The organism is Streptomyces sp. NPDC032721, assembly GCF_055579625.1.
In genome coordinates, this window is the sequence record NZ_JBVIMX010000001.1 from 993358 (window position 1) to 1008671 (window position 15314).

Below are 15314 nucleotides of genomic sequence, written 5' to 3' on the forward strand. Positions count from 1 at the left end.
CGTCTCCCCTTGGTGCCCGGGCTCAGAAGTTGGAGTCGTAACTGCGGCGGCCACCGGACCCGGACCCGGTCCCGGTCCCGGCCGCCGGGTCGCGCGGTGCGCCCCGGCCGCCGTTCGGGGTGCCGTTGCGGGGGCCGCCGGAGCCGTCCGGTCCGCCGGGGCCGCCGGGTCCGCCCTGCCTGCCGCCGGGCCGCCCGCCCGGCCGCCCACGGGGTGGCCTGGGAGGCGTGGTGGTGCGCCTGCTGTCGTGCACGAGCAGTTGCAGACCGTCCTCCATCTCCAGCAACTCCCCCGGGGCGAGCGTGCGTTCGCCCCTTCGGTGCAGCCGTACGGCGATCACTCCCGCACCGGTGCGGCTCAGCCGGTGGGCGGCCACGGTCGCCCGCCGCAGCTTGGGCGCGGATCCGCTGGCGCGCTCCACGGTGAAGTGGAAGGTGCCGCCGCTGCTCTGTCCGGGCCGTACCGTCAGGCTGTCGAGCGTCTGGGTGCCCCTGCACAGTTCGAGCCGTACGCCGGTCAGGTCGCGCAGCCGCTTGCGCGCCCTGATGAGGACGCCCACCACAGCGGCGGCCAGCAGCAGCAGCGCCGCCGCCGCGATCACGGCCCACCACCAGCGGTCCCACCAGGTGGGTGCGGCTTCGACGAGGGCTTCGAGGAAGGTGCTGTCCAGGGTGCTCCCCCGGGCGTCGGCGTCGACGACGACGACCGAGCCGCCGAGTTCGCCGAGCGCGACGCCCGTACCGACGGCCACCGTGAACTCGTGGTGCGAGGCGCCCGGTTCGGCCCGCACGGTGGCCGGGGCCACCTTCACAGCGGTGCCCGGGGGCAGGTCCGCGAGGCTGATCTTGAGGGTGTGCGCCACGGAGTCGTTGTTGGTGACGTCCAGGGTTCCCCGGAGGGTTCCCCCCGGGTACACGGTGCTTCGCTTGATGCTCAGCCCCGCCTCGACCTGTGCCGGTCCGGAGGCCAGGGTCGTGTACAGCGGCCGGTGGTCGGCGGTCACGCCGGGCGCGGACATCTCTCCGGTGACGGCGAGGGATCCGGTGGCCCCCTTGGGCACGTCGAGGGTGCCGGTGAAACGGGCGTCCCCGGCCTTGGCGTCGGGTGTGGTCCCGTCGTCCTTGAGCGTGACGTTCACCGGCGCGAAGCCCTGCCCGGTGACCTTGACGCCGACCTGGATCCCCTTGAGGAGGTTCTGGTCGGTGATGACGACGCCCTGCCGGGTCTGCATGCGCATTTCCACCACGGCCTTCTCGCCCGCGCGCGGCGAGGAGGGGTCGAGGGCGATCGCGGACCGGAGCCTGCCCTGCCAGATGGCCCGGACCGCGACGTCCTGGCTCCGGTGCCCCTCGGGCGCCTCGACGTTGACCCGCCACTTCCCCGGCATCGGGTTCTTCACCCGCAGCGCCTCGACGGGGCCGTCCTGGCCGCTGACCTCGAAGCTGGAGCCGTCGGCGGAACCGCTGGTGGGGACCTTCTTCCCGCTGGGGTCGTAGTACGTCACGGACACCTTGCGGTCGTGCTTGCTGACCGTGATGGAGCCGTCGGTGGCGATCGGCGGGATGGTCACCGACAGGTCCCCGGGCGGCTTGCCCCGGGTGCCCTCGACGACCTGGGCGCAGCGGGCGGCGGCGAAGGTCTCCTGGAGTGCCTGGTCGATCTGCTCCGAGTTGGAGACCACCCGCGCCCGGGGGGTGGCACCGGGGAGGTCGGCGCAGCCGTTGCGGTAGCCGCCCTTGGCCATCGCGTCGAGTGCGCCGCTGTCGATCTGGCTGCCGAAGCCCAGGGGCCAGATCTGCACCGACGCCGAGCGGGCGCGGGCGAGTTCCTCGGTGAGCTGCTTGGCCGCGTTGGACTGGCGGCTCGCGGCGTCGGCGCCGTACGCGGGGCTGTCGGCGACGTCCAGCTTCCCGTCGGTGAGCAGGAACACCACCTTGGGGGTGCCCGGCTTGCCGTCCGCGGTGAGCCGGGCCACGGCCTGGCGCAACGCGGCCGGGAAGTCGGTGCCGGGGCCGGTGCCGTTCTTGGCCCGGTCGCCGAGCTTCTGCACGCAGTCGCTGAGCTTCTTGCGGCCCGCCGCGTCGGCCACGGTCAGCGTGCAGACCTCGCGCACCGCCGACTCCCCGGCCTTCTCCGAGCTGCCGAAGCCGATCACGACGGCCCGGGACCGTTCGGATATCTCACCCTGGCTGAGCAGCGCGGCGGCCTCCACCTCGCGGGCCAGGTCCTTGTCGGCGAGGCTCTTGGAGAGGTCCACGACGACGGCGAAGTCGATCGGATCGGGCCCTTCGGCGGCCGGCGCGGACTGTGCGGACCGCGCGTTCGGCTGGGCGGCCGGCGCGTTCGGCTGGGCGGCTCCCGCGAGTGCCAGGAGTACGAGGCCCAGTCCGGCGGCGCGCAACGGCGCGCGGCGTTGCCTGCGGCCCGGCCGTACGGTCTGATTCATCTGCTGATCCATCGTCTCGTCACCACACTCGGGCGATTACGGAGAGCACCACGCCGAGGGTCAGACAGCAGACCCCCGCGCGCAGCCAGCGGTATTTGGCGGTGAGCACGGCGCCGAGTGCGGTCGCCTGGCCGAGCATCCAGCGCACGACGTCCGCGCCCGACTCGGTCAGCCGGGTGTGCAGTTCCTCGGACGGGGTGCCTCCGGTGAGGTCGCGCAGGAACGTGGCGTCGGCACCTATCCGGGTGCGCGGCAGCACCACGCTGATGAGCATCAGCAGCCCCGCCAGCCACAGGGACCCGCCCGCCACCAGCAGCCCCAGCGCGAACCCCTTGGGCTCCGCGGTCCCCTCACCGGCCCATACGACGGCCAGGAAGGCGAGCCCGCCGGACAGCAGGATGGCCGCCTTCGAGTCGGCGCGCCCTATGTCCTCGCGTACGGAGTCCAGCAGCCGCTCCGCGACGAACCGCACATCGGGGTTGACGGGAGCGGGGGCCGAGGGTGTGGGGGCGGGTTCGGGGGCAGGCGGCGGTGTGCTCGGGTCCGGGCTCGGAAGCGGAACCGGGTTCGGGTCCGGATTCGGGTCCGGTGTGCGGCTCGGTTCAGTGGTGGTCATGCCTCGTCCCAGTCGTCGAAGCCGTCGCTCGGCCGTGAGGTCCGCCCGTGCTCGGGTCGCGGTCCCCCCTCGTGCTCCTGGTCCGCCCAGGTTTCGACCCTCGTCGGCTGGTGCACCCGGCCGTCCCGGCCGTCCTGCCCCTCCCGGCCGCGCACCGGTCCGGACTCCTCTTCCCAGTACGGCTGGGAGGGCTCGTCCCGCTGCCGCCGTTCGGTGCTGTCGCCGCGCTCCAGTTCCCGACCATGGTCCCCATCACGCCCCGAGGACCTGATCCGGTTCCGGTTTCCGTCCGGTGCGTTGAGGGATCCACCCCTACGGGGAGGGAACAGGGTGTCGGGGACGCCGCCGAGCACTCCGTTCGAGCTCTCCCGCAGGTACTGGAGGACCTCGTACATGTGGTCGCCGATGTCGTGCCGCTCCAGGTTCCCGGTCTCCAGCAGTTTGTGGAACAGATTGATGAAGTCCGTCTGCCCTTCCCGCCGTTCGCGCTCGATGGCGGTGCGGATCTCCCACTGTTTGGTCGGATTGGTGGCCATGTAGTAGGCGATCTCACTGTCCTCGCCCCGGGCCAGCACCGCCTGGAGTTCCGCTGCTTCGACCTTGATCGCCTCGCGCCTGCGCGCTTCGTTGCGCTTGACCGACTCCGCCTTGATGTCGTCGTTCTCCATGTCGATGACGAGGGTGTCCTTCTCCTTGACCCGCGTCTTGACCTCTTCGCTGAGGTCGATGAACACATGGACCCGGGTGGAGAGTCCGAGGTCCGCACCCAGGTCGATGCGGCCGGCCTCCACCTCGGCCCGGACGGCGTCGTCCGCGCGCTGGGAGTCGGTGAGCCTGAACCGGCGCGAGACGCTGCGGAGTTGGGCGAGGAGTTCGTCGCGGAGCAGCTCGCCGACGTCCCAGACCATCTGGCTGACGACCAGGCGCGGGTCGTCGACCTGCCAGCGCACCCGGGCCGTGGCGTGGAAGAACGCCGCGTCACCGGCGGCCGGGAGGCGCAGTTCGAAGGTGGTGACGTGCACCCCGAGCCGGACCTCGACGATGCTGTAAGGGCGGCCGATCCAGGGCTTGTTGACGTCCTCGCGGCGGTCGGGCCACAGCACGCTGTAGCCGCCGTTGTTGTAGAGCATCACGGCGGCGACCTGGCTGCTGCGGCGGACGTACGGCGGCTCGTACTCGCCGACCACGGGGCCCCGGGGGCTCTGGTCCTTGCCCACGTCCCGCCCGCCCCGCCCGTCCTGCCCGTTCCGCCGCCCCTGACCCTGGCCCTGGCCCTGGCCCCGCTCCTGCCCCTGCCCCTGCCCCTGCCCCTGCCAGGACCCGGCTCTTCCGTACGGCTGTTCGTCCTGGTCACGCGACGATGACCGGCCACGCCGCTGCGGTTGCGGCTGCCGGTCCTCGCCTGCCCGTGCTCGCGGCTGTTCGGGCCGCCTCCCCGGTTCCCCCGGATCCCTGTCCGTCATTCCTCTGCTCCTTCTCCCACGGCGTCCCACATCCGGCGGGCCGCCGCCTTGTCCAGTGGGTCGCCGGGATCGCGCACGAGCCGGTGCAGCAGGTGGCGCAGCCGGTCGCGGTCCCGCCGTCCGTCCGCGAGCAGGGCGAGGAACTCGCAGGCCGGACCCAGCAGTTGCGGTTCCTCGGCGGCCCGGCGCAGCCAGCTGCCGAGCGCGTCCAGTGCGGCGTCGCCGGAGCGGGCGGTGCTCAGCGCGTGCCGGACCAGGTCGGCGAGCTTGCGGCGCAGGTCCGGCCGGGTCACCAGCAGTGCGGCGATCAGCGGCTTGGCTCCGTGCGCCTCCATCTCCTCGTCCTCGTGCAGGCCCCAGAGGTACGTGGCCTTGGTGTTCAGCGCCCCTATGACCCCTATCAGGACGAGGTCGACGAGGGACCTGTCGCCCTCGCGCAGCCAGTCGCCGAACCGTTCCACGACGGTGTCGGGGTCGGCCCCGGCCAGCAGCCGGGTCACGCTGAAGGAGGCGGTCACGAGTTCGTCGACGGTCACGTCGTCGCGGCGGGCCACCTTGGCGAGCGCGTCGAGCGAGGCGCGGACGGAGCCCGCCGCCATGCCGTACCCGTGGGCCAGCAGGGCTGTCGTGACCAGCGCACTGTCGCCGCTCTTCGCCCACTCCTTCAGGGTGGCCTTCGCCGCCGGGCGCACCGACGGCTCGCGGGAGGCCTCGGCCAGCGCGGTCGCCGCGGCCATCTGGAGGGTCGGGCTGTCCACGCCCGCCATGGGGTGCAGCAGTTCCCCCGCCCCGTAAACCCAGTCCCAGGAGCACAGCACCCCGGCGGCGATCGAAGCGCGCACCCACAGCTGCGGGCGCGGGTCGTCGCAGAGCGCGCGCAGCCAGCGCGTCAGCGGGCCCCGTACGTTGTGGTAGCCGTGCCACACCTCCTGGAGCACCGCCGTGGCCAGGCCCTGCCCCTGGAAGCGGACGGCGCGCATCGGCACCTTCGCGTCGCCGAGGTCGAACTCGCCGTCCTCCACGACGGCCCTGGCGAGCGCGGGTCTGTCCTTGTCGTGCACCGCGAACAGCCGCCGTCCGACGGCCTGTTCGGGGTCGAGCGTCATCGCCAGCTCCCAGGCGAGCTGCTCACCCGCCTCCGCGGTGAGGCTGTACGAGGATCCGTTGAACACGGCGACCGCGATCCGGAAGGCGGTGGTGTCCAGCAGCGGCAGGGCCGCCGGAAGGACGCCGGGCCGGTCCGCGTCGGCGAACCAGGCCCGCGCCTGGAGGTGCACGAACGCGGCGCATTCGGCGCGGAGTTGATCGTCCGTCAGTACTGCGTTCTCGCGGAGCGCGAGCTGCCCGGCGAGCCGGGCGGCCTCCCGGGGACGCAGCTCCTCCAGCCCGAGCGCCTCCTTGAGGCCCGCCTCCTCGAAGCGACCGCGCGCGCGTACGAGTGCGTCCTCGGGCGCGTCCTTGAGGAGTACGCGGAGGTGGCGGTGGAGCACCGCCTCGGTGGGCGGCTGGTGGCAGAGCATTCCGTACCGTCCGCGCAGGAACCGGCCCGCGAGTTCGCCGCCGCCCGCCAGGACGACCGCGTACCCCTCGGACGCGGCGAGCAGTCCGCTGAGCCGGTCGAGGTGGAGCTCGGTGGGCCGGCCCGCGCCGCGCGGGTGGCCGGTCCGGGTGCCGACGCCCCGGTCGCTCCCCCGGCCGGCCCCCTCCTCGGACAGGGGCTGTTCGCTCCCGTCGTCGAGGGGGAGTTCGAGGAGGTAGCCGTGCTTCGGCGTCAGGTGGGCCGCTTGGATGCGGTGCAGCGGAATGCCGGGGTCCAGCCGGTCGACCCGGTCGTGGGTGAGCTCGGCGAGGAGGGCGAGCCCGGTGGCGGTACGGCCGCTGCCCGGTTCGCCGCACAGCACGAGGAGCCTGCCCTCGCGCAGCCGGTCCTTCATCCGCTGGTAGCCGGCCGCCTCGCAGTAGACGTCCGAGAGCCGGTCCAGCTCCTCCTGGGGCACGGAGCCCGCCACCACGGGGCTGCTGCCCCACGACGATCCGTAGTGGTTGATGTGGGTGATGTTGCCCGTGCTGATGTGGCTGTCGCCGCCGATGTCGTAGCGGTCCCTGACCGCCTCGCGCCCGGCGAAGTTCTGCCGGGCGGCATGGGCGGTGCCGGATCCCCCAGTTCCGCCACCGCCGCCGCCCAGAGGCCCGCGCCCCACTTGATCGAAGGGGCTGGCCTCGGTCTGTTGGCCCTCGTCGTGGTCGGCCTTCTCGTTCTTGTCGTTCCTGTCGTTCCTGTCGTTCCTGTTGTTCTTGTCGGGGGCGCCGTCGGGCGTGCCCGGCGCCCCCTTGTCCTGACCGCCGCCGGGACCACCCCCGCCGTCCGGCCCGGCCCCTCCCCCCGGGGAGCCGCCCCCGGCGGCGCCGGACTCCCCGCCGACGCCCTCGTCCGAGTCGCTCACGCGCCGCCCCCGCTCCCGCCCCGGCTGCCGTCCCGGCCTCCGCCACGGCCGTCTTCGTCGGCCCAGCCGGGCTCGTACTCCTCCGGCTCCGGCCCCTCGTCCGGCTCCAGCTCCTCCGTCGCGGGCCCCCAGTACGCGCGCGGACCGTACGGCGACTGTTCGTCGCGCTCCCGCCGTGCCCGGGCCCGCGGGTCCCGCTGCGGCTGCTCGGGTTCGCGCCGGGGTTCACCCGGGGCGCCACGGTCCTTGCGGATGCCCGTCACCTCGCCGTGGATGGTGTTGTTGGCGAAGCTCACGCTGTCGCCCTTGACGTGGAACTCCTGCTGGGGAGGCTGCGGTTGCCGCCCTTCGGGCCGCACCCCCGGCGATGATGGGCCGCCCCCCTCGTGCGGCCCATCACCGCGTCCTGATCCCGCAGCCCGGTGCTCCGCGGTCGGTCCCCGGGTTCCGTTCACCGCGTCCAGCGGCGGGTGCGGGAGTCCCGGGACGTGGAACCAGGCGGTCTCGTCGGTCTCCTTGGAGCTGACCCGTCCGCTCCGGTACTGCTTCGGCTCGATGTACCGTCCCCCTTCGGCAACCACCGAGTCGTACAGCCAGCCGGAGACGACGATCATCAGCTGCGAGTCGGGCACCGCGGTCATGACCCGCTTCGCGGTATCGCTGTCGCACAGCCGGCAGGTCAGGTCGACCGCCCGCCCCACCAGCCCCTTCCCGTCGTCGAACACGGGCCCCATGTGCATCCCGACCCGCACCCGCAACGGGTCCGGCTTCCCGTTGTTGTACTCGCGCAGGCTCTCGCAGAAGGTGCTCAGCCAGCGGCCGACCATGTACGACGGCGGCACCTCGGCGGGCAGCGCGGCCAGGATCCCGTCCCCCCGGTCCTCCCGGTGCAGCCGGTCGGCGGCCACCCCGATCGACGCGAACGCCTCCCCGAAGGCCATGTACAGCGCCTCCCGCATCCGCCTCTTGGCCGCCAGCCCCAGGACCCCCGATCCCACGGCGTCCACGAAGACCACCAGCCGGTTCACCGCCCCCGGCTCCCCGGACCCCCCGGGCCCCCCGGACCCCCCGGACCGCGCGGCCTCCCCGGCCGGCTCAGCCGCCCCCTTCCACGGCCGACCCGCCGCGTCTCCCGTTCCGTACACCGGTGCCTCCTGTGCCGTCGTCCGCCGAGATCACTCTTGTACCGTCCGCCACCGCGCGATGTAGCCGTTTACACATCCGGGCGAACTTTCTCCCCCGGCCCGCCGCGCGGCGGTGGCCCGGCCCGCCCCTGGGCCAGCAGGTGGAGCAGCTCCATGTCGGTGACGGTCACCCGCCGGTTCCCGGTGTGTACGACGTCCTGCTCGCGCAGCAGCCGCAGCGCTTTCGCCACCGCTTCCCTGGTCGCACCGACCGCCGACGCCAAATCGTGCTGGGGCAGCGGAAGTTCGACGATCACCGAGCCCTTCTCGTCCGCCCGCCCGGCCCGCTGCGCGAGTTCGAGCAGCCGTACGGCCAGCCGGCGCAGCACGGTCTCGGAGGCGAGGGAGCGCCGCTCGCTGTCGGCGCTGCGCAGCCGCGCGCTGAACTGCCGCATGATCAGCGCGGTCGCGTGCGGCCGCGCGGAGAGGAAGTAGCGGAACCGCTCGCCGCTGATGGAGGTCGCCTCGACGGAACCGAGGGCGGTCACGGTGGCGCTGCGCGGACCCTGGTCGACGGCGGCGAGGTCCCCGATCACCTCTCCGGCCCCGCGCAGGGCGAGGATCAGCCGCGCGCCGCGCTCGGTGGAGACGGAGACCACGGACCACCCGGAACTCACGGCGAGCACGAAGGTGCCGGTGTCGCGCTCCTGGAGCATGACCTGCCCGGGTTCGTAGTGGCGCGGGGCGCCGAGTGCGAGCAGGCTCTCCCGATCCTGACGTGAAAGCGCATCCAGGAAGGGACGGCCTTGGCCGAAAAGACTCATCGCTCGCCCCCGATGGCGCGTCGGACGCGACGTTTTGACAGTGCGTCAAGCAGAGAGAGAAGGAACACTAGGCACCCGTACCACCCGAGTCAAGAACGATCAACTCCCTTTCTCGTCGCCCCAGTTGAGACCGCCTTTACTGGCTCGGACTCGATGCCGCGGCGGGGCGGGGATCGGGCGGAGGGTGCGGCCCTCGATGGAACCGCACCCTCCGGACCCGCCCCCTACAGCCTCGGGTCCACCGGTTCCGACTCCAGGGCCAGCACCGCGAACACCGCCTCGTGCACCCGCCACAGCGGCTCGCCCTCCGCCAGCCTCTCCAGCCCCTCGATCCCCAGCGCGTACTCCCGCAGCGCCAGCGACCTCTTGTGCCCGAGGTGCCGCTCCCGCAGCCGCTCCAGCTGCTCGGGCCGCGTGTACTCCGGCCCGTAGATGATCCGCAGGTACTCCCGTCCCCGTACCTTGATCCCGGGCTGCACCAGCCGACCCTTCCGGTCCCGGACCAGTGCGCCGAGCGGCTTGACGACCATGCCCTCGCCACCCCGGCCGGTCATCTCCAGCCACCAGTCGACCCCGGAGCGCACCGACGCCTCGTCGTCGGTGTCGACGACCAGCCGGCGCGTGGTCTGCAGCAGCCCCGTCGGGTCGTGCTCCACGAGCCGGTCCAGCCAGGCCAGTTGACGGTCGTGCGGTACGGCGGCCAGCGACCGCCCCTCCACGGCGAGCAGCTGGAACGGTGCCAGCCGCACCCCGTCCAGCCCTTCCGTCGTCCAGCAGTACCGCCGGTAGGCCTCGGTGAAGAGCCCGGCGTCGGCCGCTCGTTCCCGCTGCTTCGCAAGCAGCTCGTCGGCACCCTTGACACCGCGCCCCGCGGCGGCCTCAAGCGCCTGAAGGACCCCGGGGAACGCCGCCCCGGGTGCCGCGCCGACAGCCGCGTACTGCTGGCGCAGCAGCCCGGACGCCTTGAGCGACCACGGCATCAACTCGGCGTCGAGCAGCACCCAGTCGCTCTCCAGCTCCTCCCAGAGCCCGGCCTCCCCGACGGCCGTCCGCAGCCGCGCGAGGACGAGTTCGCTCACGGCCTCGTCCGGGAAGAACGGCCGCCCGGTCCGGGTGTGCACCGCCCCGGTCGGCCCGTCCACGCCGAACCGCCGCCGTGCCGCCTCCGCGTCACGGCACACCAGCATCACGGCCCGCGAGCCCATGTGCTTCTCCTCGCACACGACCTTCCCGACCCCGTCCGCCCGGTACTGCGCGAACGCCTCGACGGGGTGTTCCAGGTAGCCCTCGGCCCGGGAGGTCGCCGTCGGCGCCATGGTCGGCGGCAGGTAGGTGAGCAGCTTCGGGTCCACGGCGAACCGACTCATCACTTCGAGCGCCGCCGCCGCGTTCTCCTCGCGCACCGCGACCCGGCCGTGCTCGCGGGTCTCCACGACCCGCCGTCCGGCCACGTCCCGTCGGCGAGGTCCAGCGGACGCCCGTCGAGCCCGCCGGGCGCCTCGGTGAGGAGCGGCTTGACCGGCTCGTACCAGACCTTCTCGGCCGGTACGTCGACGAGTTCGCGCTCCGGCCAGCGCAGCGCGGTCATCCGCCCGCCGAACACGGCACCGGTGTCGAGGCAGAGGGTGTTGTTGATCCACGAGGTGCTCGGCACCGGGGTGTGCCCATAGACGACGGCGGCACGGCCCCGGTAGTCCTCGGCCCACGGGTAGCGCACGGGCAGGCCGAACTCGTCGGTCTCGCCGGTGGTGTCCCCGTACAGCGCGTGGGAGCGGACCCGGCCGGAGGTGCGCCCGTGGTACTTCTCGGGCAGCCCGGCGTGGCAGACGACGAGGTTTCCGCCGTCGAGGACGTAGTGGCTGACGAGGCCGTCGATGAACTCCCTGACCTGTTCCTTGAAGCCTGCCTCCTCCTCTTCGGCCCGGCCCAGCTGCTCGATGGTCTCGGCGAGTCCGTGGGTGTGCTGAACGTTCCTTCCCTTGAGCCAACGTCCGAGCTTGTTCTCGTGGTTCCCGGGCACGCAGAGCGCGTTGCCGGACTTGACCATTCCCATGACCCTGCGCAGTACCCCGGGACTGTCGGGCCCCCGGTCGACGAGGTCTCCCACGAAGACGGCGGTCCGCCCCTGTGGGTGTGCCCCGTCGACGTACCCCAGCTTGCCGAGCAGCGTCTCCAGCTCCGAGCGGCAGCCGTGGACGTCACCGATGATGTCGAAGGGTCCGGTGAGGTGGGTGAGGTCGTTGTAGCGCTTCTCCAGCACCACCTGTGCCGCTTCCACCTCCGCCACGCTGCGCAGCACGTGCACCTTGCGGAACCCCTCGCGCTCAAGTCCCTTGAGGGAGCGGCGGAGTTCGCGCCGGTGGCGCTGGATGACGTGCCGGGGCATACCGGCCCGGTCGGGGCGCTCGGCGTTGCGTGCCGCGCACACCTCTTCCGGCAGGTCGAGCACGACGGCGACCGGCAGTACGTCGTACTTCCTGGCCAGCTGCACGAGCTGCCTGCGGCTCTCCGACTGCACGCTCGTCGCGTCGACGACGGTCAGCCGCCCGGCCTCCAGGCGCTTGCCCGCGATGTAGTGCAGGACGTCGAAGGCGTCCCGGCTGGCGCTCTGGTCGTTCTCGTCGTCGGCGACCAGGCCCCGGCAGAAGTCCGAGGAGAGGACCTCGGTCGGCTTGAAGTGCCGTTTGGCGAAGGTCGACTTGCCGGATCCGGTGGCCCCGACGAGCACCACGAGGGAGAGGTCGGGAACGGGCAGCCTGCGGGATGCGGTGGTGCCGTCGGTACTGGTGTCAGTGCTGCTGTCGGTACTGGTGTCAGTGCTGGTGTCGGTACTGGTGTCAGTGCTGTTCATGCGGCCTTTCCCTCCTTCTCTTCCTCTGTCGTCGCGCCGTCACTCGCGCTCCTCCTGCTGAACACGGCCATCTGCGTGGGCGGTCCCACCTCGGGGTCGTCGGGCCCCACCGGGACGAACTCCACGCCGTAACCGTGCCGTTCGGCCACCCCGTCGGCCCAGGCGCGGAACTCCTGCCGGGTCCACTCGAAGCGGTGGTCGCCGTGCCGGACCTGCCCGGCGGGCAGGGTTTCCCAGCGCACGTTGTACTCGACGTTCGGCGTGGTCACGATGACGGTGCCGGGCCGGGCCGCCCCGAAGACGGAGTACTCCAGCGCGGGCAGCCTGGGCAGGTCGAGGTGCTCGATGACCTCGCTCAGCACGGCCGCGTCGTATCCGGCGAGCCGCTTGTCGGTGTAGGTCAGCGATCCCTGCGTCAGCGTGACCCGGCCGGCCTGCCGCTCGCCCATCCGGTCCAGCTTGAGCCGCCGCGCGGCGATGGTCAGTGCCCGTACGGACACGTCCACGCCGACGATCTCGCTGAACTTCGCGTCCTTCAGCAATGCCTGCACCAACTGTCCCTGCCCGCAGCCGAGGTCGAGCACCCGGCTCGCCCCGGCGGCGCGCAGCGCCGCCAGGACGGCGTCCCGCCGCTGGACCGCGAGCGGCGTCGGCCGCTCCTCGGTCTCGCCGGTCTCGTCGTCCACCGCGTTGTCGATCTCCTCGACGGTGGTGTCGTCGGAGGCCGCGAGCCGTGCCAGTTCCAGCCGCTCGGTGGCCTGCCGGGTGAGTCCCCAGCGGCGCGACAGATAGCGGCTGGTGATCAGCTTCTGCTCGGGGTGCGTCGGCAGCCACCCCTCACCGGCCCGCAGCAGCTTGTCGACCTCGTCCGGCGACACCCAGTAGTGCTTGGAGTCGTCGAGCACCGGCAGCAGCACATAGAGGTGCCGCAGCGCCTCCTCCAGCCGCAGCTCCCCCTCCAGCACCAGCTGTACGTAGCGGGAGTCGCCCCACTCGGGAAACCGCTCGTCCAGCGGCACGGGCACCGCCCGCACGCTCGTCCAGCCCAGCGGCGCGAACAGCTTCTCCACCAGTGCGGCACCCCCTCGCGCGGGCACCGCGGGCACCTCGATGCGCAGCGGCAGCGGCGCGGCGGCCCGCTCGGGCCTGGCGTTGCACACCCCGTGCAGGGCGCTCTTGAAGACGGTGCTCAGGGCCACGGCGAGCAGCGACGAGGCGGCGTACGGCCGGTCGTTCACGTATTGCGAGAGCGCCGAGTCGGGCGAGCCGCCCTGCCCCTTGCCCTTGCCGCGCCGCACGAGCGCCACCGGATCCACCTCCAGGAGGAGGGCAGCCGTGCAGCGGTCGTCGGTGGCCTCGGGGTAGAAGACATGGGCCGTGCCGTGCGAGGTGGCGAACGCCTGCTTCCGCCCGGGGTGTTTGTGCAGCAGAAACCCGAGGTCGGTCGCGGGACGTTCCTGGTCGCCGAAGGTACTGATCGTCAAGAACACCCGATCGAGTATTGCCCGGTTCGCCCCTTGCGACCATGGGTTTTCCCGTGCCCGGGGTCAGCCCGCGTTCTTCACCAGTCCCGCGATCTCGCCGGGCCCCACCCGGCAGCAGCCGCCCACCAGCCGCGCCCCGCCCTCCTGCCAGCCCCGCACCCGCGCCACGTCGAAGGTCCCGGCCCCGGTCCACCCGCGCCCGGCCGCATCCCACTCCTCACCACTGTTCGGGTACACCACGACCGGCTTGCCCGTCGCCCTCGCCGCGGCCTCCACCGCCCGGTCCACGTCGCCGGGCTCGCAGCAGTTCACCCCGACCGCGATCACCTGGTCGTTGCCCGCCGCCACCGCGAAGGCCTCGTCGAGCGGCTGACCGGCCCGGGTGGTGTCCCCGGTGATGCTGTACGACAGCCAGACCGGCATCCCGGTCCCCTCGACCGCACGCAGCAGCGCCTGCGCCTCGTCGACGTCCGGCACCGTCTCCAGGGCCAGTACGTCGGGCGCCGCCCCGGCCAGGGCCTCGATCCTCGGGCGGTGGAACCGCTCCAGCTCCGCGACCGAAAGCCCGTACCGTCCCCGGTACTCGCTGCCGTCCGCGAGCATCGCCCCGTACGGGCCGACCGAGGCCGCCACCCACACCGGCCGCTCCGCCGCCGCCCCGGCCTCCCGCGCCAGCGAGACACTGCGGGCGAGCAGCTCCGTCGCCCCGTCGCGCCCGACACCCCGCTCCGCGAACCCCTCGTAGGTCGCCTGGTAGCTGGAGGTGATGAGCACCTGGGCGCCCGCCCGCACATACGCCGCGTGCGCCGCCCGGAGCTGCCCCGGGTCGTCGGCGAGCAGCCGCGCCGACCAGAGCGCGTCGGACAAGTCGCAGCCCTGTGACTCCAGTTGGTTGGACAGACCGCCGTCGAGGACGACGGTCCCCTCGGCAAGTGCGGCGGCGAGCGGGCGGGTGGGCTCCACGATGACTCCTGTTACGACGTCGAGCTGGGCTCAGTTGAGCTGGGACAGCACCTGTGAGGAGATCAGATCCAGGTGGTCGAGGTCGTCCAGGTCCAGCATCTGGAGATACACCCGGGCCGATCCGATCGCCCCGAACTCTCCGAGCCGGTCCACCACTTCCGCGGGCGAGCCCGCCAGTCCGTTGGCCTTGAGTTCGTCCACCTCCCGTCCGATGGCCGCCGCCCTGCGGGCGACCTCCGCGTCGTCCTTGCCCACGCACGCCACCAGCGCGTTGGAGTACACCAGGTCGCCCGACTTCCGGCCGGCCTGCTCGGCCGCCGCCCGCACCCGGGCGAACTGCCGAGCCGTGTCGTCGAGCGAGGCGAAGGGGATGTTGAACTCGTCCGCGTACTGCGCGGCCAGCCTCGGCGTGCGCACCGCCCCGTGCCCGCCGATCAGGACCGGCATCTTCTTCTGTGCGGGCTTGGGCAGCGCCGGGGAGTCGGTGAGCTGGTAGTGGGTCCCGTCGTAGCTGAAGGTCTTGCCCACCTCCGTCTCCCACAGGCCGGTGACGATGGCCAGTTGCTCCTCCAGCCTGGCGAACTTCTCCTTGGGGAAGGGAATTCCGTACGCCTTGTGCTCCTCCTCGAACCACCCCGCTCCCAGGCCCAGTTCGACCCTTCCGCCGGACATCTGGTCGACCTGGGCGACCTGGATGGCCAGCACTCCGGGGAGCCGGAAGGTACCTGCGGTCATCAGTGTGCCGAGCCGGATCCGCTTGGTCTCGCGGGCGAGCCCGGCCAGGGTGATCCAGGCGTCGGTCGGACCGGGGAGCCCGTCGGCGGAGCCCATCCGCAGATAGTGGTCGGAGCGGAAGAAGGCGTCGAACCCGAGGTCCTCGGTGGCCTTCGCCACGGTCAGCAGTTTGTCGTAGCTCGCCCCTTGCTGGGGCTCGGTGAAGATTCGAAGATCCATACCTCCATCCTGCACCTTCGAACTGCCGTCAACCCCGTCGGCCCCATCTGTCCCCCATCTGCCCGGTCGGGTGAAAATCCGCCTCCCTGGGGGTCCTCGCACGGCAGTGTCAGTGACTGGTGCCCCAGGCACTCGTTTGCTCGGT

The 15314-nt window shown here is 72.3% G+C and carries 9 protein-coding genes and 1 pseudogene; all 10 read right to left on the minus strand.

Going from position 1 to position 15314, the window contains the following annotated elements; all coding sequences use genetic code 11:
* Positions 1-22: 22 nt before the first annotated feature.
* Positions 23-2446 carry a VWA domain-containing protein gene (locus tag ACZ5PB_RS04205; RefSeq protein ID WP_468687605.1) on the minus strand — a complete coding sequence of 808 codons (2424 nt, stop codon included), beginning with the start codon at positions 2444-2446 and terminating at the stop codon, positions 23-25.
* Between the two features lie 19 nt (positions 2447-2465).
* Positions 2466-3062, minus strand: coding sequence for a Pycsar system effector family protein (locus tag ACZ5PB_RS04210; protein WP_468687606.1), 597 nt, complete (start codon positions 3060-3062; stop codon positions 2466-2468).
* Positions 3059-4525, minus strand: coding sequence for a hypothetical protein (locus ACZ5PB_RS04215; protein ID WP_468687608.1), 1467 nt, complete (start codon positions 4523-4525; stop codon positions 3059-3061). Before ACZ5PB_RS04215 ends, ACZ5PB_RS04210 begins: the two co-directional genes overlap by 4 nt.
* On the minus strand, positions 4522-6969 hold the full coding sequence (locus ACZ5PB_RS04220) for a hypothetical protein (RefSeq protein ID WP_468687610.1): 2448 nt from the start codon (positions 6967-6969) through the stop codon (positions 4522-4524). The genes ACZ5PB_RS04215 and ACZ5PB_RS04220 overlap by 4 nt, the downstream gene beginning before the upstream one ends.
* The gene (locus ACZ5PB_RS04225) at positions 6966-7997 is read right to left on the minus strand and encodes a nucleotidyl cyclase domain-containing protein (RefSeq protein ID WP_468687611.1); all 1032 of its coding nucleotides are present in this window, start codon (positions 7995-7997) and stop codon (positions 6966-6968) included. Before ACZ5PB_RS04225 ends, ACZ5PB_RS04220 begins: the two co-directional genes overlap by 4 nt.
* Positions 7998-8182: 185 nt before the next feature.
* On the minus strand, positions 8183-8917 hold the full coding sequence (locus ACZ5PB_RS04230; protein ID WP_468687612.1) for a Crp/Fnr family transcriptional regulator: 735 nt from the start codon (positions 8915-8917) through the stop codon (positions 8183-8185).
* 224 nt (positions 8918-9141) lie between these two features.
* A pseudogene (locus tag ACZ5PB_RS04235) lies at positions 9142-11768 on the minus strand (polynucleotide kinase-phosphatase).
* Positions 11765-13258 carry a 3' terminal RNA ribose 2'-O-methyltransferase Hen1 gene (locus tag ACZ5PB_RS04240; protein WP_468687613.1) on the minus strand — a complete coding sequence of 498 codons (1494 nt, stop codon included), beginning with the start codon at positions 13256-13258 and terminating at the stop codon, positions 11765-11767. The pseudogene ACZ5PB_RS04235 and the gene ACZ5PB_RS04240 overlap by 4 nt, the downstream one beginning before the upstream one ends.
* A 57-nt stretch (positions 13259-13315) precedes the next feature.
* The gene (mmuM, locus tag ACZ5PB_RS04245) at positions 13316-14215 is read right to left on the minus strand and encodes a homocysteine S-methyltransferase (RefSeq protein ID WP_468687615.1); all 900 of its coding nucleotides are present in this window, start codon (positions 14213-14215) and stop codon (positions 13316-13318) included.
* Positions 14216-14245: 30 nt separating this feature from the next.
* Positions 14246-15169 carry an LLM class F420-dependent oxidoreductase gene (locus tag ACZ5PB_RS04250; RefSeq protein ID WP_468687617.1) on the minus strand — a complete coding sequence of 308 codons (924 nt, stop codon included), beginning with the start codon at positions 15167-15169 and terminating at the stop codon, positions 14246-14248.
* Positions 15170-15314 lie beyond the last annotated feature (145 nt).